Annotated in this window: 21 protein-coding genes; 10 read left to right on the top strand and 11 right to left on the bottom strand. The window is 65.2% G+C overall.

All coding sequences use genetic code 11. From position 1 onward, the window contains the following. Window positions 1-34 precede the first annotated feature (34 nt). The 3 genes from WMC41_RS15065 to WMC41_RS15055 all read left to right on the top strand — a co-directional run bounded on the left by WMC41_RS15065 (window position 35) and on the right by WMC41_RS15055 (window position 2823). The gene (locus WMC41_RS15065) at window positions 35-907 is read left to right on the top strand and encodes a carbohydrate ABC transporter permease (protein ID WP_272806198.1); all 873 of its coding nucleotides are present in this window, start codon (window positions 35-37) and stop codon (window positions 905-907) included. Between the two features lie 66 nt (window positions 908-973). Next, window positions 974-1798, top strand: a complete 825-nt coding sequence (locus WMC41_RS15060) for a carbohydrate ABC transporter permease (protein WP_245083430.1) — start codon at window positions 974-976, stop codon at window positions 1796-1798. Window positions 1799-1821: 23 nt separating this feature from the next. Then, a complete protein-coding gene (locus tag WMC41_RS15055) occupies window positions 1822-2823 on the top strand; it encodes an ABC transporter ATP-binding protein (RefSeq protein ID WP_432344396.1) in 1002 nt (333 codons plus the stop codon). 52 nt (window positions 2824-2875) lie between these two features. Here WMC41_RS15055 and WMC41_RS15050 read toward each other — a convergent pair whose 3' ends face one another. Next, entirely contained in the window at window positions 2876-3628 is a 753-nt protein-coding gene (locus tag WMC41_RS15050) for a DeoR/GlpR family DNA-binding transcription regulator (RefSeq protein ID WP_432344393.1), read from the bottom strand. Between the two features lie 198 nt (window positions 3629-3826). Here WMC41_RS15050 and WMC41_RS15045 point away from each other — a divergent pair, with 198 nt between their 5' ends. From WMC41_RS15045 to WMC41_RS15030, 4 genes are all read left to right on the top strand, one after another. Next, window positions 3827-4636, top strand: a complete 810-nt coding sequence (locus WMC41_RS15045; protein ID WP_288083002.1) for an inositol monophosphatase family protein — start codon at window positions 3827-3829, stop codon at window positions 4634-4636. A gap of 26 nt (window positions 4637-4662) precedes the next feature. Beyond that, a complete protein-coding gene (locus WMC41_RS15040; RefSeq protein WP_288083003.1) occupies window positions 4663-5730 on the top strand; it encodes an ABC transporter ATP-binding protein in 1068 nt (355 codons plus the stop codon). Continuing rightward, complete coding sequence (locus WMC41_RS15035) at window positions 5727-7370, top strand: ABC transporter permease (protein WP_288083004.1); 1644 nt, start codon at window positions 5727-5729, stop codon at window positions 7368-7370. Before WMC41_RS15040 ends, WMC41_RS15035 begins: the two co-directional genes overlap by 4 nt. Window positions 7371-7471: 101 nt before the next feature. After that, window positions 7472-8473: an ABC transporter substrate-binding protein gene (locus tag WMC41_RS15030; protein ID WP_272806193.1), complete on the top strand. Its 1002-nt coding sequence runs from the start codon at window positions 7472-7474 to the stop codon at window positions 8471-8473. Window positions 8474-8600: 127 nt separating this feature from the next. Here WMC41_RS15030 and WMC41_RS15025 read toward each other — a convergent pair whose 3' ends face one another. From WMC41_RS15025 to WMC41_RS15005, 5 genes are all read right to left on the bottom strand, one after another. After that, window positions 8601-9608 carry a GlxA family transcriptional regulator gene (locus WMC41_RS15025; protein ID WP_432344388.1) on the bottom strand — a complete coding sequence of 336 codons (1008 nt, stop codon included), beginning with the start codon at window positions 9606-9608 and terminating at the stop codon, window positions 8601-8603. Between the two features lie 27 nt (window positions 9609-9635). Then, the gene (locus WMC41_RS15020; protein WP_432344386.1) at window positions 9636-10982 is read right to left on the bottom strand and encodes an NAD(P)/FAD-dependent oxidoreductase; all 1347 of its coding nucleotides are present in this window, start codon (window positions 10980-10982) and stop codon (window positions 9636-9638) included. After that, entirely contained in the window at window positions 10979-12478 is a 1500-nt protein-coding gene (locus WMC41_RS15015; RefSeq protein ID WP_432344384.1) for an aldehyde dehydrogenase, read from the bottom strand. The genes WMC41_RS15020 and WMC41_RS15015 overlap by 4 nt, the downstream gene beginning before the upstream one ends. A 2-nt stretch (window positions 12479-12480) precedes the next feature. Beyond that, window positions 12481-13386, bottom strand: coding sequence for a dihydrodipicolinate synthase family protein (locus WMC41_RS15010; RefSeq protein ID WP_432344382.1), 906 nt, complete (start codon window positions 13384-13386; stop codon window positions 12481-12483). Between the two features lie 198 nt (window positions 13387-13584). After that, complete coding sequence (locus WMC41_RS15005; protein ID WP_432344380.1) at window positions 13585-14610, bottom strand: GlxA family transcriptional regulator; 1026 nt, start codon at window positions 14608-14610, stop codon at window positions 13585-13587. A gap of 171 nt (window positions 14611-14781) precedes the next feature. Here WMC41_RS15005 and WMC41_RS15000 point away from each other — a divergent pair, with 171 nt between their 5' ends. Then, a complete protein-coding gene (locus WMC41_RS15000; protein ID WP_245082649.1) occupies window positions 14782-15777 on the top strand; it encodes an ABC transporter substrate-binding protein in 996 nt (331 codons plus the stop codon). Between the two features lie 70 nt (window positions 15778-15847). Continuing rightward, window positions 15848-17872, top strand: coding sequence for an FAD-dependent oxidoreductase (locus WMC41_RS14995; protein WP_432344377.1), 2025 nt, complete (start codon window positions 15848-15850; stop codon window positions 17870-17872). A gap of 46 nt (window positions 17873-17918) precedes the next feature. On the opposite strand, the gene WMC41_RS14990 is transcribed toward WMC41_RS14995, so the two are convergent. The 5 genes from WMC41_RS14990 to WMC41_RS14970 all read right to left on the bottom strand — a co-directional run bounded on the left by WMC41_RS14990 (window position 17919) and on the right by WMC41_RS14970 (window position 23318). Beyond that, a complete protein-coding gene (locus WMC41_RS14990) occupies window positions 17919-18956 on the bottom strand; it encodes a quaternary amine ABC transporter ATP-binding protein (protein WP_245082654.1) in 1038 nt (345 codons plus the stop codon). Beyond that, window positions 18949-19836, bottom strand: a complete 888-nt coding sequence (locus WMC41_RS14985) for an ABC transporter permease (protein WP_245082656.1) — start codon at window positions 19834-19836, stop codon at window positions 18949-18951. The genes WMC41_RS14990 and WMC41_RS14985 overlap by 8 nt, the downstream gene beginning before the upstream one ends. A 132-nt stretch (window positions 19837-19968) precedes the next feature. After that, window positions 19969-20970 carry an ABC transporter substrate-binding protein gene (locus WMC41_RS14980; protein ID WP_245082659.1) on the bottom strand — a complete coding sequence of 334 codons (1002 nt, stop codon included), beginning with the start codon at window positions 20968-20970 and terminating at the stop codon, window positions 19969-19971. Window positions 20971-21083: 113 nt separating this feature from the next. Beyond that, complete coding sequence (locus tag WMC41_RS14975; RefSeq protein ID WP_432344374.1) at window positions 21084-22430, bottom strand: NAD(P)/FAD-dependent oxidoreductase; 1347 nt, start codon at window positions 22428-22430, stop codon at window positions 21084-21086. Between the two features lie 3 nt (window positions 22431-22433). Then, on the bottom strand, window positions 22434-23318 hold the full coding sequence (locus WMC41_RS14970) for a dihydrodipicolinate synthase family protein (RefSeq protein WP_288083012.1): 885 nt from the start codon (window positions 23316-23318) through the stop codon (window positions 22434-22436). 270 nt (window positions 23319-23588) lie between these two features. On the opposite strand from WMC41_RS14970, the gene WMC41_RS14965 reads away from it, so the two are divergent. Next, window positions 23589-24302, top strand: coding sequence for a GntR family transcriptional regulator (locus WMC41_RS14965; RefSeq protein WP_245082670.1), 714 nt, complete (start codon window positions 23589-23591; stop codon window positions 24300-24302). Window positions 24303-24506 lie beyond the last annotated feature (204 nt).

Genomic DNA, 24506 nt, shown 5'->3' with positions numbered 1-24506 from the left:
TGAGGCCGCCGCCTGAGGAATGGGAGGGAATTTCATGGCGACGGAGAACACGCGTGGTTTGGCGCGGTTGATGTTGGCGCCCTCAGTTGGGCTGCTTCTGGTGTGGATGATCGTTCCGCTGGCGATGACGCTGTGGTTCTCGTTCCAGAACTACAACCTGTTGAACCCGGCCAATGTCAGCTGGGCGGGGCTGTTCAACTATCAGTATTTCTACACCGACCCGGCCTTCTTCCAGTCGATCTGGAACACGCTCCTGATCGTCGGCGGGGTGCTGCTGATCACCGTCGTCGGCGGCATCGCCATCGCGCTGCTGCTCGACCAGCCGATGTGGGGCCAGGGCATCGTGCGCATCATGATCATCTCGCCCTTCTTCGTCATGCCGCCGGTGGCAGCGCTGGTGTGGAAGAACATGATCATGCATCCGGGCTACGGCGTGCTGGCGGACATCAACCGCGCCGTCGGGCTGCAGCCGGTCGACTGGTTCGCGCAGTATCCGCTGTTCTCGATCATCATCATCGTCGCCTGGCAATGGCTGCCGTTCGCCACCCTCATCCTCTTGACCGCGCTGCAATCGCTCGACGGCGAGCAGAAGGAGGCGGCGGAGATGGACGGGGCCGGCTTCGTCTCCCGCTTCGTCTACCTGACGCTGCCGCACCTTTCCCGCTCGATCACCGTCGTCATCCTGATCCAGACGATCTTCCTGCTCGGCGTCTATGCGGAGATCCTCGTCACCACCAACGGCGGGCCGGGCTATGCCTCGACCAACCTGCCGTTCCTGATCTACCGCACGGCGCTGCTCGGCTACGACGTCGGCGGCGCCTCGGCCGGCGGCATCATCGCCGTCATCCTCGCCAACATCGTCGCCTTCTTCCTGATGCGCGCCGTCGGCAAGAACCTGGACAAGTAGTTTACCGCCGTTCCGGACGGAACCGCTCCGCACGGTCCCGGAACAGCCTTTAGGGAGGACAAGACCATGGCCAGAGCCGTCTCGACAAGACGAACCGCCGTCTTCACCATCGCCGCCTGGATCATCGCGCTGATCCTCTTCTTCCCGATCCTCTATACGATCATCACCTCGTTCAAGTCCGAGACCGAGGCGATCCAGGGCTTCGACATCCTGCCGTCGGGCACGGTGGAGAGCTACGCGGCCGTGCAGGCGCAGAGCAACTACTTCAAGTTCTTCCTGAACTCGGTGATCATCTCGGTCGGCTCGACGCTGCTGGCGCTCTTGATCGCCGTGCCGGCGGCCTGGTCGATGGCCTTCTCGCCGACGAGAAGGACCAAGGACATCCTGATGTGGATGCTGTCGACCAAGATGATGCCGGCCGTCGCCGTGCTGGTGCCGATCTACCTGATCTTCCGCGACACGGGCCTGCTCGACAGCCGCGTCGGGCTCACCGTCATGCTGACGCTGATCAACCTGCCGATCGTCATCTGGATGCTCTACACCTATTTCCGCGAGATCCCCGGCGAGATCCTGGAGGCCGCGCGCATGGACGGGGCGTCGCTGTGGGGCGAGATCGTCTACGTGCTGACCCCGATGGCGGTGCCGGGCATTGCGTCCACCATGCTGCTCAACATCATCCTCGCCTGGAACGAGGCCTTCTGGACGATCCGGCTGACGACGACGAACGCCGCGCCGCTGACCGCCTTCATCGCCTCGTTCTCCAGCCCGCAGGGTCTGTTCTGGGCCAAGCTCTCGGCGGCCTCGACGCTCGCCATCGCCCCGATCCTGATCATGGGCTGGTTCAGCCAGAAACAGCTTGTCCGCGGCCTCACCTTCGGCGCCGTGAAGTAACGAAACAGACGGGAGGGACCATCATGGGCAAGATCATCCTTAAAAAGGTCAACAAGAGCTTCGGCGCCACGCAGGTCATTCCGGGCATCGACCTGACGATCGAGGACGGCGAGTTCGTCGTCTTCGTCGGCCCGTCGGGCTGCGGCAAGTCCACGCTGCTGCGCCTCATCGCGGGCCTGGAGGACACGACGAGCGGCACGATCGAGATCGACGGCAAGGACGTGACATCGGCCGCCCCGGCCAGGCGCGGGCTCGCCATGGTGTTCCAGTCCTATGCGCTCTACCCGCACATGACGGTGAAGAACAACATCGCCTTCCCCCTGAAGATGGCCAAGACCGATCCGGCCGTCATCGAGAAGAAGGTGGCGGAAGCGGCGCGCGTGCTCAACCTGACCAACTATCTCGAACGCCGCCCTGGCCAGCTGTCCGGCGGCCAGCGCCAGCGCGTGGCGATCGGCCGGGCGATCGTGCGCGAGCCCTCGGCCTTCCTGTTCGACGAGCCGCTCTCCAACCTCGACGCGGCGCTGCGCGGCACGATGCGGCTGGAGATCTCCGAGCTGCACCACCAGCTGAAGACGACGATGATCTACGTCACCCACGACCAGGTGGAGGCGATGACCATGGCCGACAAGATCGTCGTGCTGAACGCCGGCAACATCGAGCAGGTCGGCTCGCCGCTCGATCTCTACAACAAGCCCGACAACCTGTTCGTCGCCGGCTTCATCGGCTCGCCGCGCATGAACTTCGTCAAGGGCGAGGCGGCCAGGCCCTGGAACGCCCCGACCGTCGGCATAAGGCCGGAGCATATCCGCCTGTCCAAGGAGGGCGGCACCTGGAAGGGCGTCGTCGGCGTCGCAGAGCATCTCGGCTCCGACACCTTCCTGCACGTCAATGCCGAGGCCATCGGCATGCTCACCGTGCGCGCCGGCGGCGACTTCCCCGTAACACACGGCGACACCGTCTTCCTAACGCCAGACGAAACGCGAATCCATCGCTTCGACCAAAACGGGAACGCCAGCCGATGAAACGGCTGCGCGGCTTGCTCGCTCAGAGGCCGAGGGCGTGGCGCTGCCGTGATCAGCCCTCGGCAACGACGAGCTCGGCGACGGTGCTCTCGAGCGCGGCGAAGCCGGGACGCTCGCGCGCCTTGGAATCGACGACCACATAGTCGATCTCGCCCGTCGGGCAGACGCATTTCCGGCTGGTCACGCCGATTTTCGCATGATCGGCAAGAATGGTGATCTTGGCCGCCTGGCGCGCCATCGCCTCCGCGATCTCGGCTCCGTGAAGCTGATAGTAGGTCGCGCCGGAGGCGGCGTCGATGCCGAGCGGCGAGAGCAGGGCCATGTCCGCATGATAGCTGTAGATATCGGCAACCGTGGCGCCGCCCCAGGTTTCCAGCGGATCGCGCTTGACCGGTCCGCGCAGGAGCTGCACGCGGATGCCGTTCTCCTGGCTGTTCGGCACCTGTGCAAGCCGCGTGGCCGCCTCAAGGGAGTTGGTGACGACCGTGAGATCCGTGAGGCCGGTCGGGCCCGCCAGGACCTCCGCCATGATCGTCGTCGTCGAGCCGGCGTCCAGGAAGATGGTCTGGTGGCTTTTCAATAGCCGGAGCGCGGCGACGCAGAGCGCGCGCTTTTCATGCAGCCGCTGCGTGATGCGGACGCTGAACTCCATATCCTCGGTATCGACCGGAACCGCGCCGCCGCGGATGCGGCGCAATATTCCAGATTGTTCCATATCGATCAGGTCGCGCCGTACAGTTTGACGCGAAACGCCAAAACTCTCCACGATTCGATCGATCGAAACCTGGCCGAACGATGTCAGCATAGCCCGGATCTTCTGGTGTCGTTCCTCTTGCCACATGGTTTTTTCCCGTTGCTGTGCAGACCTGTCGTTTTGTCCATTATCCTCCTTCGCTCATCGCACGCAAATTACAGATTGACGCATTTGCTACATTATGCAACATTCCCCGTTAGAAGAGCGAATGAACGTTCGCGGTGTGGAAAATCGGGAGAAGGAGCCAGGATGTCGACGGGCGGGAATACATTGAACGATGCGGTGCTCGATCGCTTGGCAGCCTTTGCCGGGGTTCTCGCCGACGAAAGCCGGCGGATGCTTCTCGACGTGATAGGGCAGCAGCGCGCCATCGAGATGAAGCCCGACCGCAGCTTCGTGACCGATATGGATCTGGCGATCGAGCGGCGGCTGCGCGAGCTGATCACCGAGGCCTATCCCGACCATGGCGTGATCGGCGAGGAGCAGGGCGGCGCATCGGTCGATTCCGAGTTCGTCTGGGTGCTCGATCCGATCGACGGCACGGCGCCGTTCATCGCCGGCATGCCGGTCTTCGGCACGCTGGTCGCGCTGATGCACAATGGCCGTCCCGTCATCGGCATCATCGACCAACCGTCGGGCGGCAATCGCTGGGTCGGCGTCGAAGGGCGGCAGACGCTTTTGAACGGCGCGCCGTGCAGGACGCGCGGCTGCCCCGACCTCGGCAGCGCGATGCTCTCCGTCTGCAACCCGGATTTCTTCCATCTTTCCGAGCACCCGGCGCTCAACGCGCTGCGCGAGGCGACGGCCTGGCGCATCTATGGCGGGGCGTGCCTCAGCTTCGGCCTTCTCGCCTCCGGCCGGACCGACGTGCACATCGACACCCAGTTCAAGATCCACGACCTTGCGCCCTATACGCCGATCATCGCGGGTGCGGGCGGTGTCGTCACCGATTGGGACGGAAAGCCGATCACGCTTGAAAGCGGCCCTCGTATCCTGGCCGCCGGCGATCCGGCCCGCCACCGCGATGCGCTGGCGCTCGTTCAGGCCGCGATGGGCTGACGGACGGAAAAGGGGAGGAGGACGAGATGGGAATCAAGATTGAGAACCTCGGTGTGACCTACGGAAATCACCGGGTCATCGAGGGGCTGTCGCTGGCGATCGAGCCCGGCTCGTTCTTCACGCTGCTCGGCCCGTCCGGCTGCGGCAAGACCACGCTCCTGCGCACCATAGCCGGCTTCATCGACGCCTCCGCCGGGAGGATACTGTTCGGCGGGTCGGATGTGACGCGGCTTCCCGCCCATCGCCGCAACATCGGCATGGTCTTCCAGGATTACGCGCTGTTTCCCGACAAGACCGTCAACGACAACGTCGCCTATGGCCTGCGCGCCCGCGGCGAGGAGGGCGCCACGATGCGGCGCAAGATCGGCGAGGCGCTGGAGCGGGTCGGCCTCGGCCATCTTGGCGAGCGCCATCCGGCCGCCCTTTCCGGCGGCCAGCGCCAGCGCGTGGCGCTTGCCCGCGCGCTGGTCATCCAGCCGCAGGTGCTGCTGATGGACGAGCCGCTGTCGAACCTCGACGCCAAGCTGCGCCTGCAGGTGCGCGGCACGATCACCGAACTGCAGCGCGAGGCCGGCATCACCACCGTCTTCGTCACCCACGACCAGGAGGAGGCGCTCGCCATGTCCGACCGGATCGGCGTGATGAAGAGCGGGAAGCTGGAGCAGGTCGGCACGCCGTCGCAGATCTACCGCGAATCCGTCAGCGCCTATGTTGCCGATTTCGTCGGCGCGGCGAACACGATCGAGATCGACGCGCCGGCCGGAACCGCGGTGCAAGGCACCGCCAGCATCCGCCTTGCCGGCCATGCCATGGCGGCGCGCGTTCCCGCACCGCTCACCGGGCCGAAGGCGATGTTCGTCGCGCGGCCGGAGGATATTTCGCTCGCCCCGCGCGGCGAGGGCGGCGGCAACCGCGTGGCGGGCACCGTCACCGGCCGGCAATATCTCGGCGGCAAGACCAGCTATGTGGTCGAGATCGGCGAGGGCATCACTCTTGCCGTCGAGACCCACGGCGACGGCCACGACCGCCACGTGCCGGGCGCGGCCGTCGACCTCGGCTTCGATCCGCAAAAGACCCTGGTGCTGGCATCATGAGCGGCGCGTCCGGAACCCGCGCGGTCTGGTGGTGGCTGTCGCTTGCCATGCTCGTCGTCATGGCCGTCTTCCTGCTCTATCCGCTGCTCAACATCCTGACCGGCAGCTTCGGCAGCGGCGGGCGCAACGGCTGGGCGCAGCTCCTTGCCGACACGACCTATCTGGAGGCGATCGGCAACACGCTCATCCTCGCCACCGCGGTGACGCTGCTGTCGGTCCTCATCGGCGTGCCGCTCGCCTATCTCGCCTCGCGCTACAGCTTCCCGGGCAAATCGGCGCTTGCCCTGCTGCCGCTGATCACGCTGGTCATCCCGGAGGTCATCACGGCGCAGACCTGGCTGATGCTGCTCGGCAACAACGGGGTAATCACCCGCGCGCTGCGCGCCTATGACATTGCGCTGCCGAGCTTTTACGGCTGGAACGGGCTGATCGTCTCGCTGACCTTCACCTATTACGCCTATGTCTATATCAGCACGCTCGCCGCCGTGCGCGGCTTCGACGTGCAGCTCGAGGAGGCCGCGCAAAGCCTCGGCACCTCGCCGGTCAAGTCGCGCCTCAAGGTTCTGGTGCCGGTCATCCTGCCCTCGGTCATGGCCGGCGCGCTCCTGGTCTTCACCATGGTTATGGGCAATTTCGGCACGTCGTCGATCCTCGGCGGGCCGGTCAAGCTGCTCTCGGTCATGACCTACCAGGCGGCTGTCGCCGAAGGCGGCAGCGACCCGGTCATGCAGAGCACGCTGGCGAGCGTCGCCGTCGGCCTCATCGTCATCGTGCTGTTCTGCCAGCGCTGGATCCTGTCACGCGGCCGCTATCAGGTGGTACAGGGCCGCAGCGCCCGGCCGGTTCCGCTCGCCGGCGGGCAGGCGCTGCTGCTCGGCGGGGCGGCGGGGGCGGTGGTCGTCATCTCGCTGATGCCGCTCGTCATGCTGGTCGCCGGCGCCTTCACCCGGGCCCGCGGCCCGGTCATGGCCTGGGGCGAATGGACCTTCGCCAATTTCGAGCGCCTGCTTCTCACCAATCCCGCGCCGATCCTCAACACGCTTCTCTATGCCGGCACGGCAACGGTCATCGGCATGATGGCAAGCACCATCATCAGCTACATGATCGTCAAGAAGCGCAACACCTTCACGCCGCTGCTCGACTATCTCGGCACCTTGCCGCTGGCCCTTTCGGGCACCGCGATCGGCATCGGCCTCGCCATGTCCTTCAACAGCGGCTGGCTGCCGCTGACGGGGACCGGCGCGATCATCGTGCTCGCCTATGTCATCCGCCGCCTGCCGTTCGCCATGCGCAACGCCTCCTCGACGCTCTACAACATCCCCGATTCCATCGAGGAGGCGTCGATCAGCCTCGGCGTGCCGCCGGTGCCGAGCTTCTTCAAGGTGGTGCTGCCGCTGATGCTGCCGGCCATCGCCTCGGCCATGGTGCTTACCTGGGCCGTCACGGTCTCCGAACTCTCGACGTCGATCATCGTCTATTCCGGCGGTCGCGAGACCATGCCGATCCAGATCTACAAGCTGATCGACAGCAACCTGATGGCCTCGGCCTCGGCGATGGGCGTGCTGCTTCTGGCGGTGATCCTGATCCCGATCGTCATCGCGACGAAGGTGTTCAAGGTGGAGCTGTTCTCGTCCGGCTGAGCTGCGGCCCCGCGCCCGCATACCCGAATTCATGCGACCGTGGACGACTGCCCCGCGGCCGGAGCCAACCCTAAAGGCAGCCAAAAAGAGGATGGAACGACATGACCTTCACGATTTCCCGACGCGGCGTGCTTGCCGGCCTTGCAGCGGCGATGCTGCCGAAAATCGCCTTCTCCCAGTCGGCCTCCGGCACGGTCGTCGTCTATACGCCCAATCCAGCGCAGGTGGTGGACGCCGTCACCGAGGGCCTGCGCCAGATCGAGCCGGGCATCTCGCTCAGCACCATCACCGGCGGCAGCGGGCAGCTTCTGCGGCGTATCGAGGCCGAGGCGGCCAGCCCGCAGGCCGACGTGTTCTGGAGCTCGAGCGAGAATACGCTCGGTGCCTTCCGCCAGCTGTTCGAGCCCTACCGCTCGAAGGAACTGTCGGCGATCCCCGAGACGCTGCACCAGAAGGAAGACCTGTGGAGCGCGACGATCACCCATGTCGTGGTCGCCATGGTCAACGGCAATCTCCTCGGCGATATCCCGGCGCCGAAGCGCTGGGAGGATTTCCTCGATCCGAAGTGGAAGGGCAAGGTGGCGATCGCCGATCCGAACAACAGCTCGACCGCCTACACGATCCTCTGGGGCATCGAGCAGCTGATGGGCAAGGAATTCTTGGAGAAACTCGCCGGCAACGTGCTGGTCAACAGCTCCGCCTCGTCGATCCTGCGTGGCGTGGCACAGGGCGAGTTCGTCGCCGGGCTTACCTTCGAGGCGAACGCCTATGCCTATGTCGCCGGCGGCCAGGCCGAGATCGCGCTGGTCTATCCGGAGGAAGGCACCTTCACCTCGCCGGAATTCATGGCCCTCATCAAGGGCGCGCCGAATGCCGATCTCGGCCGCCGCACCATGGACGCCCTGCTTTCCAAGGACATGCAGATCGCGCTGCTCGAAAACACCTTCCGCCGCCCGAGCCGCAGCGACATCGTGGTGAGCGACCATGTGGACCTGCCGGCCCTCGACAAGATCAAGATCTTCGCCACCAACGAGGCCGAAGCCGCCGCCGGGCGCAGCGATTTCCTGGCCCGCTGGCAGGGATATGTGCAGGGCGCGAAGTAAAAAGCGAACTGGAATGATCAGGATGTCCGCGTACTAGCCCTACCCGGACGGCCGGGCGAGGTCGGTCTTGGACCGCCTCGCCCGGCTTTTTTGGTGTTTTGGCCGGGGCGGGCGCAAAAGCACAGGCTCAGCCGGCCTGCCCCGCCTTCCGCTGGCCGTCGAGGCGCCGCGCCTCCGTCGGGCTGATGCCGAAATGCGCGCGGAAGCGGATGGAGAAGTGCGACGGCCCGGAAAAGCCGGTGGCGAGCGCGATGTCGATCAGCGGTCGCTTCGGGTCCTCGGCCATCATGCGGCGGGCGCTCTCCAGGCGCAGGCGCAGGTAGATGGCACTGGGCGACGTGCCGAGGCATTCGAGAAAAAGCCGTTCCAGCTGGCGCCGCGAAAGGCCGATGAGCGTCGCAAGCGCGCTGACCGGCAGAATGTCTTCCAGATGCTGTTCCATCAGGCGGAGCGCCTGGTGCACGCGGCGGTCGCCGATCTCGATGCCGAGCGGTTTCCGCGCCTGGGCCTCGGTCGCTTCGCGCCGGTGGGAGATCTGCAGGATTTCCGTGGCGTTCCGTTCGGCGCTCTCGCCGACATGGCGCCGCACGAGCGCGGCGGCGAGGTCGGCCGAGGCGCTTCCCCCCGCGCATGTCGCAATCCTGCCGTCCAGATTGAAGATCTGCTCGCTCGTCGCGTTCAGATGCGGGAAGCGCCGCATGAACGCCTTGTGGTGCAGCCAGCTGACGCAGCTGGTGTGGTTCTTCAAGAGCCCGGCTTCGGCCAGGAGGAAGCTCCCCGTGCACAGGCCGACAAGGCCGACGCCGGCCTGTCCGGCCTTGCGGAGATAGGCGATCGCCGCGGCATCAAGCGGCTCCTCGACCTCGAGCAGGCCGCCGACAACGACGATATGGGTGTATTTGCGCGGATCGATCAGCTCGGTGGTAGACGCGACCTGCACCCCGCAGCTCGATGTCGCAAATCCGCGGGCATGCGAGAGCACGTCCCAGCTGCAACGGATCTTGCGCGAGCCGTCCTCGTCGTCGGCCGCCAGGCGCAAGGTATCGACAAAGAGCGCCATGGCCGACAGGGTGAAGCGCCTCGCAAGGATGAAGCCTATCCGCAAGGCCGGCGGGTTCTGGGCGGCTTTGGTCATCGTTGCGTTTCCTTCGCGGCGGCGGTGCTATTCCCGGCGCGCCTGCCATTCCCGCCATTTGAGATAGAGGTTCGCGCCGATCCCGGCGAAGGGCGGGGGGGCGAGCCTGGCCGGCTCTTCTTCGGCAAGGAAATGGGCCGAGATGTCCGAAGGACTGCCGGCAACGAGGTCGGCCACGGCGATGCCCATCAGCGTGCTGCGAACCGTTCCAAGGCCGTTGCAGCCGCAGGCCGCGTAGAGGCCCGGCTCCAGTTCGCCCATCACGGAGACGCCGTTCCATGTCAGGCACAGATGCCCGGCCCAGCTGTATTCCATCGGCACGCCGGCAAGGGCGGGGAACCGGTCGGCGAACTTCTTGCGGTGGACGCGGGCCGTGCGGGCGAGGGCCGCTTCGGAAGGCACCATGCCGGGCAGGAACGTGGCGCCGGTGCGCGTGACGATGCGGTTGCCGCCCTGCGCGGTATCGATGCGGCGCATGGTCGTGCCCATCGGGTCGGAGGGCGTGATGCCCCAGCGCGGCTGGCCGCCGAGCCTGGCCAGCGTGCTGCGGTCGAGGTCCGCGGTCATCGAGGCGTAGAGGAAGATATGCATCAGCCGGCCGCGCTTGAAGCCGAAGCTTTCGAGATGGCCGTTGTTGGCAAGGATGACCCTGGCGGCGGAGACCGTGCCGCGGGGCGTCGTCAACGCCCAGCCTTGCCCGCTCCGGGCGATGCGCGCCACCGGGGTCCCCTCGAAAACGCCGGCGCCGGCCTTGCGCAGGCCAGCGCCGACGGCGCGGATGTAGCCGGCCGGCTGGATCATGACAGTGCCCGGCGTATAGAGGCCGGAGCGATAGTGCCGGCTGCCGGTGACCTCCAGCATGGCCGTCTCGTCGAGCATCTCGCTCGCTTCGCCGAGATGCCTGAGATGGGTGGCGTAGCTGGCGTTCAGCGCATGGGCCTTGCTGCTCGCCGCGCCGTTGATCTTGCCGGCCGGATCGAAGAATGCCGGGTCGATGCCGTATTCCTCGACGGCCGACCGCGCGAAGGCAATGGCCCTGCGGTTGAGCGCGATGGTCTTCTGGTCGGCGCTCATCTCCTTGCCGGAATAGTCCTCCGAGGAGACGTCGTGCGGCAGGTCGATCATGAAGCCGGAATTGCGGCCCGAGGCGCCTTCCGCAAGCCGTCCCGCGTCGAGGACGGCGACCCGGATTTTCGAGTCGATCTGGTGTAGCCGCCGTGCGGCGGAGAGGCCGGCAAATCCGCTGCCGACGATGGCGACGTCGACGGCAAGGTCACCCTCGAGCCTTTCCGGTGGCGGCTGGTCGGGAAGGATCGCGCTCCAGGCTGCCGGCCCGCGATGGACCGGCAGCCTTTCGGCCGTAAGATTGATCAAGACACGGCCTCGTCGACGTCGTCGGTAAGGTCGATCCAGATCGTCTTGATGCGCGTGTACTGGTCATGCGCATGGATGCCGTTGTCGCGGCCGCCGAAGCCGGACGACTTGAAGCCGCCGAACGGCGTCGTGATGTCGCCTTCGCCGAAGCAGTTCACGGTCACGGTGCCGGCGCGGATGGCGCGGGCGCCGCGGATCGCCCGCTTGGCATTGGCGGTGTAGATCGAGGCGGCGAGGCCGTACTCGGTGTCGTTGGCAAGCGCGATCGCCTCGTCATAGCTCTCGACGGTCAGCACCGTGAGGACCGGGCCGAAGATTTCCTCGCGCACGACCTTGGCGTCGCGGTCGGCGACGTCGATGATCGTCGGCTCGACGAAACCGTCCCTGGCCTTGCCGCCGAGCACGATCTTCTGGCCCTTTTCGAGATAGGAGGCGACCTTCTCGAAATGTGCCTTGGAGACGAGCGCGCCGACGCGGTTTTCCGGGGCGAGCGGATCGCCCATCGGCCATTCCCGGGCGTGCGCCACCATGCGCTTCAACAGTTCGTCCTTGATGCCGCGCTGGACGATCAGGCGCGAGGAGGCCGAGCAGTTCTCGCCCATGTTCCAGAAGGCGCCGTTGACGAGATGGGCGGCGACGCGGTCGAGGTTCTCCGCATCGTCGAGCACCACGGCCGGGTTCTTGCCGCCCATTTCGAGGGTGACTTCCTTGAGGTTGGACTCGGCCGAATAGCGCGGGAATCGGCGGCCGGTCTCGGTTGAGCCGGTGAAGGACACCATGTCGACATCCATGTGCCTGCCGAGCGGTTCGCCCACATCCGCGCCGCCGCCGGGCAGCACGTTGAACACGCCGGCAGGGATGCCGGCCTCCATGGCGAGCTCCGCCACCCGCAGCGCCGTCAGCGTCGTTTCCTTGGCCGGCTTGACGATGACGGAGTTGCCCGCCGCCAGCGCCGGGCCGATCTTCCAGGCGAGCATGAGGAGCGGGAAGTTCCAGGGCAGCACGAGGCCGACTACGCCGACCGGCTCGCGCACCACCATGGCTATATGGTTGTCGGAGGCGGGCGAGACCTGGTCGTAGATCTTGTCGATGAGTTCGGCATGCCAGGCCAGGCAATGGATGGTTTCCGGAACGTCGACATTCTCGCAGTCGTAGATCGTCTTGCCGCTGTCGAGGCTTTCCAGCACCGCAAGCTCGCGGGCATTGCGCTTCAGGAGCCTGGTGAAGCGGAGGAGGATTTCCTTGCGCACCGTCGGATGCAGACGCGACCAGCGGCCGTCCTCGAAGGCGTCCCGCGCCTTGGCGACGGCGAAGTCGACATCCTCCGGGCCGCAGGACGCGACCCTGGCTAGCACCGCGCCCGTTGCCGGATTGGTCGTTTCGAAGGTCTTGCCCGAGATCGCCGGCCGGAAGGCGCCGTCGATGAAGGCCTGGGTCGGGAAGTCGAGGCCTGCGGCAATCGCCTTGTATTCGTCGTGTGTCAGAAGATCGCCCATGTTCATGCCTCCGCTTCGATCTGTGCAATCGTGCGCTTTACGACGCGCACCACCTGTTCCAGTTGCCGCATGTCATCCTTGTTCAGGGGTTTTAGCGGCGGGCGCGGCGGGCCGGCGGTAAAGCCGTTCATCTCGCAGCCGTATTTGATGCACTGGATGAACTTGCCGCCCTGTTCGAGCACGCGCATCAAGGGCATCAGCGCCGACATGATGCGCCGCCCCTTGGTGAAGTTTCCTTCGACGACGCAGGCCCTGTAGAGCGCGATATGTTCCGCCGGCAGGAAGTTGGAACCGCCGCAGACCCAGCTCCTCGCGCCCCAGGCGAAGAATTCCAGTGCCTGGTCGTCCATGCCGCAGGACATCTGGATATGCGGGTAGTCGCGGGCGATGAGGTGCACGCGGTTGATGTCGCCGGAGCTTTCCTTGATGGCACAGAAATTCCGGCTGCGGCCGACGCGGTCGAGGAATTCCTCGCCCATGTCGATGCCCATGCGGCCGGGATAGTTGTAGAGCATGATTGGCAGATCGGCGGCGCGGTCGATGGCGAGCGCGTTCAACGCGTTTTCCCGCTCGGTCGGCACGGAGTAGGGCGGTGAGCCGACGAGGATGGCGGCCGCGCCGATCTTCGCCGCGGTCTCGGCCATGGTGATGGAATCCTCCAGTCGGATGGCGACGGTGCCCACCACGAGCGGCACGCGATCGCCGATCACCTCTTTGGCGAACCTGGCCATCTCCACGCGCTCGTCCATCGACTGGGCGTAATACTCGCCCGTCGAGCCGCCATTGATGAGGCCGTGCACGCCGGAGGCGATCAGGTGCTCGATCATGCGGGCAAACGCGTCCCGGTCGATCGACCCATCGTCGCGATGCGGCGTGATCACCGGCGTGTAGATGCCGTCGAAATTCATGAAGTCCTCCTGGGATTGTCGGTTCGATAGCCGAGCCGGAAGTTTCCGTTTTCATCGGCCCCATCGAAGTAGACATACTGTAGCTCAATAGAAGACATAATGTCTACAATAAAAATACTCAGCTTGAGCGCATGCTTCCGGAACCCGCGCGGACGCGTGCGTTCCGGCGCCAAGGCTTTGGATTTTCGGGAAAACCGGTCAGCGCAGGCCGAGTTCGCGATGCGAGCGGCGCAGCTTCGCCGGCGTGATGTGGTAGGTGCGCCGGAACCAGTTCACGAGGTGGGCGCAGTCCGTGAAGCCGCATTCATAGGCGATCTGGGCAATGGAGCGATCGCTGTTCAGCACCATCCATTTCGCCGCCTTCAGCCGCATCTGGCGCCAGTACTGGCTGGGCGCGACCTGCAGGTGTTTCTGGAACAGGCGGGACAGTTCACGCTCCGACGTGCCGACGCTTGCGGCGATCTCGGCGACGGAACAGAGTTCGTACATTTTCTGGCGCATCAGGCCGATGGCGTTGGCCACGCGACGATCCTCGCATTTGAGGCCGATATCCTGCTCCTCGACCGCCGCGTCCTTCTCGAAGCCCTGATCGCCGAGAAGATAATGAAAGGCCTTGTGGGCGCGGGATTCGCCGCAGGCATTGGCGACGAGATACATGGCGAGTCTGATCGAGGCCAGGCCGCCGGGGCAGGTGATGACGCCGTCGTCGACCACGACCGGCCGGTCCGTGACGGGAATGACATCCGGAAAGGTCTGGCGCAGCACGCCCGCCAGCGCGAAATGCACCGCACACCGTTTGCCGGAGAGAAGGCCTGCCTCCGCCAGCACGAAGCTTCCCGAGCAGTTGCCGGCAACGGGAACGCCCGTTCGTGCGGCGGAAAGCACGAAGTCGTAGAGCTCCGGCGGGATTCGGTGGTCGCCATGAAGGATGCCGCCATGCACGACGATGACGTCATAGTCGCGTGGGTCGCCATAGGTCCGGCCGGGCGTCAAGGCCAGTCCGCAGCTCGCGCGCACGGGATCGAGCGTGTGCGACAACAGATGCCAGTCGCAATAGATCCGTCGGCTGTAGTCGCTTTCGTCCCCGGCCAGCCGCAGGAAATCGGTGAAGCAGCCGAGCGGCATCAGCGTGAAGTTCGGGGTGGCGACAATGCCGATCCGGAGCGGCGCCGTGATGTCCGGTGGCGGCTTGCTCGGTCCCAGAGGGGCGTAATCACGCTGCAAGACAGGTCTCCGCGCCATCGAAATTGTCCTAAACGTACAATACGGCGCCGATGAAGGCAAATAGCATTGATTTGCGTTGGTAAGGGAAGGGGAGGTCCAGTGCCGAAGCACCGGAATGGCCGTTCCCGCCCCGCCGAGCAGATCCATCAAAAATGCGAACAGGGGAACAGGATGAACAAGCTTCTCGCACTTTCGACGGTCGTTCTGGCCGTCGGTTTCGCCCACGGCGCCCATGCCGACTGCGGCACGGTCACGGTGGCGAACATGAACTGGCAAAGCGGTGAACTTCTCGCACATGTCGACAAATTCATCCTGGAGCAGGGCTTCGGCTGTCAGGTCGAATTCGTGCCCGGCGACACCGTGCCGACGATCACCTCCATGGTCGAAAAAGGCCAGCCCGACATTGCCGGCGAGTCCTGGGTGGACCTCGTTCCGGAAATCGTCAAGCGTGGCGTCGACGAGCGCAGGATTGTAAATATCGGACCGGCACTTTCGGATGGCGGCATCCAGGGCTGGTATATTCCGAAGTTCATTGTCGATGCCCATCCCGACATCAGGACGGTCGACGACGCCTTCGCCCGTCCCGAGCTTTTCCCGGCGCCGGAGAATGCCGCGCGGGGCGCGGTGTTCAACGGCCCGCAGGGTTCCGGCGGCTCGGTCGTCAGCGCGCAGCTTTTCAAGGCCTATGGCGGCGAGGCCAAGGGTTTCGACCTCGTCGATCCCGGCACGCAGGCCGGTCTCGACGGTGCCATGGCCAAGGCCTACGAGCGCAAGGAAGGCTGGATGGGCTATTACTGGTCGCCGACGGCATTGCTTGGGAAATACGAGATGGTGCGCCTCGATGCCGGCGTGGCCCACGATGCGGCAGAATGGAAGCGCTGCAACACCGTCGCCGATTGTCCCGATCCGAAGAAGAACGAATGGCCGAAGGACAATGTCGTGACGCTCGTCTCGCAGCGTCTCGTCGATAGTGGAAATGCCGGCGTGATCGATTATCTTCGCAAGAGGTCGTGGGACAACCAGACTGTCAGCGCGGTGATGTCATGGATGACCGATACGCAGGCGAGCGGCGAGGATGGCGCGGCGCATTTCTTCAAGGAGCACCCGGACCTCTGGAAATCCTGGCTGGGCGCCGACGTCGCGGACAAGATTGCCGCCGCCCTCTGAACTTCCGGCGCGGGTCTTTCGAGGCCCGCGCCACTGCATTGTGCCTCGCAGCAGCTTTCCAGGATCCAAGATGACACCCCCCTTTCCCAAGACCTTTTCCGAGATCAAGCTCGCCGGCCATACGCTGCGCAACAGGATCGTCTTCGGCGCGCACACGGCCAACATGTCCGTCAACGGACTGCCGAGCGAACAGACGATCGCCTACTATGTCGAGCGGGCGATCGGCGGCGCGGCGATGATCGTCGTCGAGCCGATGCCTGTGCATCCGGCGACCGTGCTGACACGCGGTAATTTCCGCACCTGCGACGATTCCGTCATCCCCGCCTTCAGCAGGCTGACGGAGAGCGTGAAGCGGCATGGTGCGGTCGTGCTCCAGCAGCTCTATCACGTCGGCAGCCATGGTGATTCCGACCTGTCCTTCCATGCGCACTGGTCGCCCTCCGGCGGGCCGAGCTACCACGACAGCGACGGCTCCCATGCGATGACGGAGGCCGAGATCGAAGAGACCATCGAAGCCTTCGTCAGTGCGGCGCGGCGCTGCCAGGCGGCGGGCTTCGACGGCGTGGAGGTCTGGGCGGCCTATGGCGGCCTGCTCGACCAGTTCTGGACGCCGTTCTACAACAGGCGCGAGGACAGATGGGGCGGCAGCCTGGAAAACCGGACACGGTTCTCGCGCGAGATCCTGAGCCGCATCCGGCGGCTCTGCGGCCCGGATTTCATCGTCGGCCTGACCGTCAGCGACGAGCCGGGCTGTCCCACCGCGCTTACCCGCGACCAGATCACGGAGATCGTCGCCGGTCTCGATGCGGACAGGCTGATCGATTACGTCACCTGCGGGTCCGGCGGCTATTTCGACTATGGCAGCCTGATGCCGACCTTCCTCTATCCCGAACGGCTCGGGATCGAGCTTTCGGCACGCCTGAAGAAGGTCGTCAGCCATGCCCTGGTCACGGCCGAAAGCCATATCCGCACGCCTGACAATGCGGAGATCACGCTGGGCGAGGGATCGGCGGACCTCGTTTCCATCGTGCGCGGCCAGATCGCCGATCCGCATCTCGCCAACAAGGCGCGCAGCGGCACGCCGGAAGATATCCGCGGCTGTCTTTCCTGCAACCAGATGTGCTGGGGGCGGCGGTCGCGGGACTACTGGATCAGCTGTCTCATCAACCCCTCGGTCGGCCGGGAGGCCGAATGGGGCGGCGATCGCTTCGAGCGCGTGGCGGCCCCGCAATCCGTGCTGGTCGTCGGCGGCGGGCCGGCGGGGCTGGAGGCCGCGCGGGCCGCCGCGGAAAGGGGCCATCGCGTCGTGCTGGCGGAAGCCGCCGACAGGCTCGGCGGCGCCTTCCGCATCGCCGGCGAACAGCCGCGGCGCGCGCAGATCCTCGACCTTATCGGCTGGTACGAGACCCGGTTCGCAAAGCTCGGCGTCGAGGTTCGGCTGAACAGCTATCTGGAAGGCGGAGACGTCTCGGCGATCGGCGCCGATGTCGTCATCCTCGCCACCGGCTCCCTGCCGCTTGAGAGCGGCTTTCAGAAAGCCCGGCCGGACCATCCGTCGCTCGCGGGTGTCGAGCGCGGCAACGTGTTCTCCGCCGAAAGCGTCATGGCCCGCCAGGCTCGGCTCGGCCGCCGCGTCGTGATCTTGGACGAGACCGGTGGCTGGAAGGGCTGCGGTACGGCCTGGAAGCTTGCCGAGCAGGGCCACGCGGTGACGTTCGTGACGCCCGATGCGCTGGTCGGCAAGGAACTCCAGCGCACCGCCGCCGACGTTCCCCTGCGGCGCACGCTGAGCCGGCTCGGCGTTCAGTTCCGCACGGAGACGAGCATCGAGAGCTGGCAGGGCAACGCCGCGACACTCGTCTCGCACCTCACCGGAAGGAACGAGACGATCGAGGCCGACAGCCTCGTCTTCTCCACGACGAATGTCGCGGCGAACTGGCTGGCGCTGGAACTGGCGGAACTGGGCATTCCCTTCGTCGAGATCGGCGACGGCGTCGCGCCGCGCCAGGCGCCCTACGCCTTCTACGAGGGCCGGCGCGCCGGCATGGCGATCCCCTCTGCCGCAGCGGGCGGGCAGGAAGCTCGCGTGGCCTGATCGAACGTATGATGACCGCCCGGCGGGCGGTCATCTCCTTTGCGGTTCAGCGCGCCGCATTCACCATGGCGCCGGCGAGTTGCCGCACGGTCACCACTCCGAGCGTTTCGCCGCTCGAGGAGACGACGACGCCCTCGTCGGCGACCTCGCGGGAGAGGACCCGAAGGGTGTCTTCGACCGTCGTTCCGGTCATGACCGTCGGCTTGCCCGATGCCTGTACCGCACCCGGCGTCATCACCGCTTCGACATGCACCACTCGTCCGCGGTTCACTTCCTTGACGAAGTTGGCGACATAGTCGTCGGCGGGACGCAGCACGATATCCTGGCTGGTGCCCTGCTGGATGACCTCGCCGTCGCGCAGGATGGCGATCTGGTCGCCGAGGCGCAGCGCCTCGTCGAGGTCGTGGGTGATGAACACGATGGTCTTCCTGATCTCCTTCTGCAGGTCGAGCAGCACGGTCTGCATGTCCGTCCGGATCAGCGGATCGAGCGCCGAATAGGCCTCGTCCATCAAAAGGACCGGCGCATCGTTGGCGAGCGCCCGGGCAAGGCCCACGCGCTGCTGCATGCCGCCGGAGAGCTGGTTGGGGTATTTTTCCTCGAACCCCCTGAGGCCGACGCGTTCGAGCCAGCGCATGGCTGTGTCGAGGCTCTTCTGGCGCGGCATGCCCTGGATCTCCAGCCCGAAGATCGTGTTGTCGAGCACGGTGCGGTGGGGCAGCAGCGCGAATTTCTGGAACACCATCGCCGTCTGGTGGCGGCGGAACTCCCTGAGCTCGGCCTCCTGCATCGTCACCACGTCCACGCCGTCGACCAGGACCTCGCCGGCCGTCGGATCGATCAGCCGGTTGATGTGGCGGATCAGCGTCGACTTGCCGGAGCCGGAAAGGCCCATGATGACCTGGATCGAGCCCGAGGGCATTTCGATGTTGATGTCGCTGAGGCCGAGCACATGGCCGTATCTGGCGTTGAGCTCCGCCTTGGTGAGGCCGTTCTTGACGGCCTCGATATGGGCGCCCGCATTGGGGCCGAAGATCTTGTAGAGGTTGCGGATCTTGATGCCGCCGAAGGCGTGCTCAGCCATGGACGATCTCCCGGTGCTTCTGCAGGCGCTTGCCATAGGCCTGGCTGACGCGGTCGAACATGATGGCGATGCCGACGATGGCGAGGCCGTTGAAGATGCCGAGCGTGAAATACTGGTTGGCGATGGCCTTGAGCACCGGCTGGCCGAGGCCCTGTACCCCGATCATCGAGGCGATGACCACCATGGCGAGTGCCATCATGATCGTCTGGTTGATGCCGGCCATGATGGTGGGAAGGGCCAATGGCAGTTGCACCTTGAAGAGCTTCTGGCGGTTGTCCGCGCCGAAGGCGTCGGCGGCTTCGAGAACATCCTTGTCGACGAGGCGGATGCCGAGGTCGGTGAGGCGGATCATCGGCGGGATGGCGTAGATGACGACGGCGATCAGCCCCGGCACCTTGCCGATGCCGAGCAGCATGACGACGGGGATGAGATAGACGAAGCTCGGCATGGTCTGCATGACGTCGAGGACCGGGTTGACGACGCGCTGCATCCTGTCGGAGCGTGCCATGAGGATGCCGATCGGGATGCCGATGGCGATCGAAAGAACCGTGCAGACGAAGATCATGGAGATCGTCCGCATCGTATCGTCCCACATGTCGAAATAGCCGATGATCATGAGGGTCGCGAGACAACCGGCGGTGATGCGCAGGCTGCGCGTCGCGGCATAGGCGATGGCGAGGATCAGCAGTGTGATGATGGGCCACGGCGTCTTCAGCATGAAGCGCTCCGAGGCGATGAGGAAATGCTGAAGGGGCGAGAAGAAGCCCTCGATGATATCGCCATAGCTGCGGGTGAAGCCGCGAAAGCCATCGTCGATGGCCTTTTTCAGGTCCCGCAGCGAATTGTCGTCCATGTGCGGGAATTTGAAAAACCAGTCCATTCCGTTCCCCTTTTCCAAAGAGCCGACCTCGTGTGTTCTTCTTGTTCTGCCGGCAGGATTGGTGCGACGCGCAGGCCCGCATCGCACCGATTTTCGCGGGGGGCGGCTGTTGCTCGCCCCCAAAGGCATGGCCTAGAGCGCAGCCTCGATCTTTTCGGCGGCTTCCGGGGAGACCCAGGCCTTCCACATGTCCTTGTTCTCTTCGAGGAAGTGCTTTGCGCCGTCTTCGCCGCTCGCCTGGTTGTCGGTCATCCAGGCCATCAGCTTGTTGACCGTGTCGTTCGACCAGGAGCGCTTCGCCAGATAGTCCATGACCTCGGGGCCGGCCGTTTCGGAGAAGGATTTTGCCACGAGCGTCACGACCTTGTCGGCCGGCCAGTCGTTGGTCTTCGGATCCGGGCAATCGGCGACGGTGTTGCAACGCTTCCACTCGGCCGCGTCATAGGGCACGCCATGGCCGAGCTTCACCATCTCGTATTTGCCAAGGAGGGCGGTTGGCTCCCAGTAATAGCCGGCCCAGCCTTCCTTGCGCTCATAGGCCTTGGCGATCGAGCCGTCGAGGCCGGCGGCCGAGCCGGTATCGACCAGCGTGAAGTTCGCCGCCTCCGCGTCATAGGCCTTGAAAAGCTGTGCGGTGACGACCGTGCCGCCCCAGCCCTGCGGACCGTTGTAGATCGCGCCCTTGCTGGAATCTTCCGGATCCGGGAAGAGTTCGGGATGCTTCAGCACATCCTGGATCGTCTTGATGTCGGGATGGGCGTCGGCGAGATATTTCGGAATGAACCAGCCCTGGACGCCGCCGTCGGGAAGCGGCGAGCCGACCTGCACGATGCGGCCTTCATCCGTGCCCTTCTTGACCACGTCGGGCAAGAGGTCGATCCAGGCTTCCGGCGCGATATCCGGCTCGCCTTTCTCGGCCATGGAGGTGATGGTCGGGACCGTGTCGCCGATGGTGATCTCGGCATTGCAGCCGTAGCCTTCGTTGAGGATGATCTTGTCGAGGTTGGAGAGCACTTCGGCGCTCTGCCAGTTCATGCTGGCGATGGTGATGTCGCCGCATTCGGCGGCGCTGGCCAGCGACGCGCCGGCGACGGTGCCCAGGAGCAATGCGGTTGATGCAAGCAGAATTTTCATTTGCGTTCCCTTTGTGTTAGCGGCGAAGCTGAGATGCGCCGGAGCGCCGCGAGATCCGGCCTGATGGTGAACTTTTTCGATGGATCGCACCGCGCCCGGCAGGTGCTTCGGGATCACTCCGCGCCTGCCCTCCATTCCTTGAAGGCCAGGTTCGCCTTCGCGCCGATGGTCCTGAACGGCTGCATCGGGAGCGGTCTGGGCGCCTCGAAGCGTGCAAAGATTTCCGTGAGCCGCGATTTCCGGCCGAGCATCAGGTCGGCCGCGGCGATGCCGTTGGCGGTCGCCTTCGTCGCGCCCACGCCGTTGCAGCCGCATGCCGCGAAGATGCCGCGCTCGATCTCGCCGAAGGCGGGCACAGCGTTCCATGTGAGCGCCATCGCCCCACCCCAGCGATATTCCATCGGGACGTCTGCAAGCGCGGGAAAGCGCGCGCTGTACTTCTGGTCGTGCTTCGCGCCGGCACGTCGAAGCGTCCCGTTTCCGGCCTCGATGCCCGCGTGATAGCTGTAGCGGGAGCGCACGAGGATGCGGTCGCCGCGCTCCCCCGCGATACGGCGGACCGTCGTTCCCATCGGCAGCGCCGGCGTGGCCGCCCAGTTCCTCTGCCCGCGAAGGCGGCCGGGATCGAACGCGCGCGTCATCGATGCCCATGTGAACACGTGGAGAAGGCGGCTTTCGAAGAAGCCGAAGCTTTCCGCGTGGCCGTTGTTTGCCAGGATGATCCTGCCCGTGCTGATGGCGCCGTGCGGCGTCGTCACGGTCCATTCACCGCCGCAGCCTTCGATCCGCACCGCGGGCGAATTCTCATAGACCGTGACCGGATCACGCAGGCTGTCGGCCAGTCCGCGAATATAGGCAGCGGGCTGGACCATCACCGTTCCCGGCATGAAGAGGCCGGACGTATAGGTCTCGACACCCGTTATACCGGCGATCCCGCGCGCATCGAGCAACTGATGCTCTTCGCCGAGCGCCGCCAGGCCTTCCGCGTATTTGACCAGGTGCCGATCGCCCTCGTCGCTGATGGCGACGCTGTAGCGTCCGCATGGATCAAAGATCGTGCGTCCCCAGCGCTGTTCCTCGGCGACGGCACTTGCCAGCGCAATCGCGGTGCGGCTGATCTCGATGGCCTCGCGGTTCTTGGCCATCGTGTCGCCACCATAGTCCTCGGAAGAGACGTCGTGCGGCAGGTCGATGATGAAGCCGGAGTTGCGACCGGCGGCCGCGTCCCCGATGACGCCGGCCTCGAGCACCGCGACCCGCAGGGCCCGATCGATATCCCCTATCCTGCGCGCGGCGGAGAGGCCCGCGAAGCCGCCGCCGATGATCACCACATCGGCGGTGGAGCGGCCCGCGAGCCGGGGCTTCGCCTGGCGGGGAGGGAGCATCGCCACCCATCCGGAGACGCCCGTGTTCGTCGGGAGCCTCGATGCGGCAAAGACCTTTTTCGCGGGACGGTTCACGGCTCAGGCTTCGCGTTCGACGAGGGTGCCGAGCGCCGTGCGGAGAATGTCGATCCGCTCGGGCGACAGGGCCCTGAGCGGCTTGCGCGGCGCGCCCGCGCCATAGCCGGTGAGTTCGGCGGCGGCGTAGACGGACTGCACGTAGTCGCCTTCCCAGATCAGGGACATGGCAGGCTCGAGGACCGTCCAGATCGCGCGTGCCTTCGACCAGTCGCCGGCCATTGCGGCTGTGACGAGGGCAAGTGCGGTGCGCGGCGCGAAGTTCGCACCACCCCAGATCAGGCCGCTCGCGCCGGACCAGAGCGCGAAGGGCACGAGATTGTCGGCGCCGTTCATGACGGGCAGGCCGGTGCGGATGAGGGATGCCTGCCTGCCGAGGTCGCCGCTGCTGTCCTTGACGGCGCAGAAGTTCGGGATCGCGCACAAGTCCGCAAGCAGCGACGGCGTGACCGTGACGCCCACCGCATGGGGAACGTTGTAGCCGATGACCGGCAGTCCGGCGGCTGCGACCTCCGTATAGAAATCGATGATGCCCTGGTCGTCGGTCGGCCCCTCGAAGAAGGGCGGAAGCACCATGACGCCGTCAGCGCCGCAATCGGCCGCATGCTTCGTCCGGGCGACGACGTCGTCCGTCAGAAGGGCGGAGGTCTGGACGATGAGCTTTGCACGTCCGTTGATGATCTTCGATCCGCGCCGCACGAGTTCGTCCGACTCTTCCCGCGAAAGATAGACATGCATGCCGGTGCCGGAGCTGAGGACGAAGCCAGGCACGCCCAGCGCCAGGTAGCGTTCGAGGTTCTGTTCCAGCCGCGCATGGTCGATGCGGCCCTCGGCGTCGAACGGCGTGGCAATGGCAAGGTTCAGGCCCGCAAAGGGGAAGTCGGTCATGGCAGCAGGTCCGCGGTTCGACGGGATCGGATGAGGCCGGCGGTGCGTAATGCACCGATGGCTCCGGATGTCATGCAGGGCTATCTTTGAAAGACAATAAGTAGACAATTGATAGACTGTCAATATGCATGATGCTAGCATGCCCGCGCAATTCGCTTCGAATGGCTTGTGGAGGAGGCCGTAGCGCCGGCTTGCGCCCGGCGAAAACCGCGGTGTCCGCATTGACCCGCCTATCGATTGTAGACAGATTGCCGCTCAAAGGAGTTCGTCATGGCCACAGAGCAAATCCCGACCGAGGCAGGCGCCGGGGTCGACCGCAAGACCGCCCTCAGTTCGAGCCTGCGCCATCGCATCCTGACGATGCAGATCGCACCGGGCTCGGTTCTGGACGAGATCGCGCTCAGCGAGGAATTCGGCCTTTCACGGCCGCCGGTTCGCGAAGCCATGCGGCAGCTTGCCGGCGAGGGCTTCATCGAGCTTGAGGCCAATCGTCCCGCGCGCGTGACCTCCATGAGCTATCAGTCGCTGCGCGACTTCTTCCTGGTGGCGCCGCTCATCTATGCCGCGACCACGCGGCTTGCCGCGGAAACCGCGACGAAAGCGGATATTGCGGGTCTTCGGGAAATCCAGGCCAGCTTCCGCCAGTCCGTCGAAGGCGACGATATCGATGGCCGCGTCTTCTACAACGACCAGTTCCATCTGCGCATCGGCGAGGTCGCGAACAATCCCTACCTGCTGCCGAGCCTGCGCCGGCTGCTGATCGATCACGCGCGGATCGGAAAGATCTTCTACCGTCCCGCCAATGCGCAGATGCAGGACAATCTGGAAGAGGCCTGCCGCCAGCACGACGACATCATCGACGCCATCGCCCATCACGACGCCGACCGCGCCGAGGCGCTGGTGCGCGCGCATCTCGACCTGTCGCGCAAGAACATGGCAATGTATGCCGCCCCGGAAGGCATGCAAGTCGCCATCGGCGTCTAAACTCTACAGCCGAGCGTCCTTTGCTGTGTCTGTGCATCAGGCAGAAATGGCGTACCCGGCATGGCGAAGATGAAAACTGGAGCATTGGCACCACTTCATGAGTGCGGCAGGCTCAAATTGTAATGCGGAAGTTGAGCAGCCAGAAAAATTCTGAAAACAACTGTGTGGTGGAGATGCCATATATTGGCAAGCGCCTGCCGGCGC

This window comes from Shinella yambaruensis, from assembly GCF_050859155.1.
Taxonomy (GTDB): Bacteria; Pseudomonadota; Alphaproteobacteria; order Rhizobiales; family Rhizobiaceae; genus Shinella; species Shinella yambaruensis.
This window is presented reverse-complemented; position numbering and strand designations above follow the sequence as displayed.

What these genes read in the sequence shown, in the direction of transcription:
- WMC41_RS14995 (WP_432344377.1), top strand. Translation starts at nt 15,848, where the DNA reads ATGACACCCCCCTTTCCCAAGACCTTTTCCGAGATCAAGCTCGCCGGC.
- WMC41_RS15045 (WP_288083002.1), top strand. Translation starts at nt 3,827, where the DNA reads ATGTCGACGGGCGGGAATACATTGAACGATGCGGTGCTCGATCGCTTG.
- WMC41_RS15015 (WP_432344384.1), bottom strand. Translation starts at nt 12,478, where the DNA reads ATGGGCGATCTTCTGACACACGACGAATACAAGGCGATTGCCGCAGGC.
- WMC41_RS14980 (WP_245082659.1), bottom strand. Translation starts at nt 20,970, where the DNA reads ATGAAAATTCTGCTTGCATCAACCGCATTGCTCCTGGGCACCGTCGCC.
- WMC41_RS15065 (WP_272806198.1), top strand. Translation starts at nt 35, where the DNA reads ATGGCGACGGAGAACACGCGTGGTTTGGCGCGGTTGATGTTGGCGCCC.
- WMC41_RS15050 (WP_432344393.1), bottom strand. Translation starts at nt 3,628, where the DNA reads ATGCTGACATCGTTCGGCCAGGTTTCGATCGATCGAATCGTGGAGAGT.
- WMC41_RS14965 (WP_245082670.1), top strand. Translation starts at nt 23,589, where the DNA reads ATGGCCACAGAGCAAATCCCGACCGAGGCAGGCGCCGGGGTCGACCGC.
- WMC41_RS14985 (WP_245082656.1), bottom strand. Translation starts at nt 19,836, where the DNA reads ATGGACTGGTTTTTCAAATTCCCGCACATGGACGACAATTCGCTGCGG.
- WMC41_RS15040 (WP_288083003.1), top strand. Translation starts at nt 4,663, where the DNA reads ATGGGAATCAAGATTGAGAACCTCGGTGTGACCTACGGAAATCACCGG.
- WMC41_RS15025 (WP_432344388.1), bottom strand. Translation starts at nt 9,608, where the DNA reads ATGACCAAAGCCGCCCAGAACCCGCCGGCCTTGCGGATAGGCTTCATC.
- WMC41_RS15035 (WP_288083004.1), top strand. Translation starts at nt 5,727, where the DNA reads ATGAGCGGCGCGTCCGGAACCCGCGCGGTCTGGTGGTGGCTGTCGCTT.
- WMC41_RS15010 (WP_432344382.1), bottom strand. Translation starts at nt 13,386, where the DNA reads ATGAATTTCGACGGCATCTACACGCCGGTGATCACGCCGCATCGCGAC.
- WMC41_RS15055 (WP_432344396.1), top strand. Translation starts at nt 1,822, where the DNA reads ATGGGCAAGATCATCCTTAAAAAGGTCAACAAGAGCTTCGGCGCCACG.
- WMC41_RS15030 (WP_272806193.1), top strand. Translation starts at nt 7,472, where the DNA reads ATGACCTTCACGATTTCCCGACGCGGCGTGCTTGCCGGCCTTGCAGCG.
- WMC41_RS14970 (WP_288083012.1), bottom strand. Translation starts at nt 23,318, where the DNA reads ATGACCGACTTCCCCTTTGCGGGCCTGAACCTTGCCATTGCCACGCCG.
- WMC41_RS15000 (WP_245082649.1), top strand. Translation starts at nt 14,782, where the DNA reads ATGAACAAGCTTCTCGCACTTTCGACGGTCGTTCTGGCCGTCGGTTTC.
- WMC41_RS15060 (WP_245083430.1), top strand. Translation starts at nt 974, where the DNA reads ATGGCCAGAGCCGTCTCGACAAGACGAACCGCCGTCTTCACCATCGCC.
- WMC41_RS14990 (WP_245082654.1), bottom strand. Translation starts at nt 18,956, where the DNA reads ATGGCTGAGCACGCCTTCGGCGGCATCAAGATCCGCAACCTCTACAAG.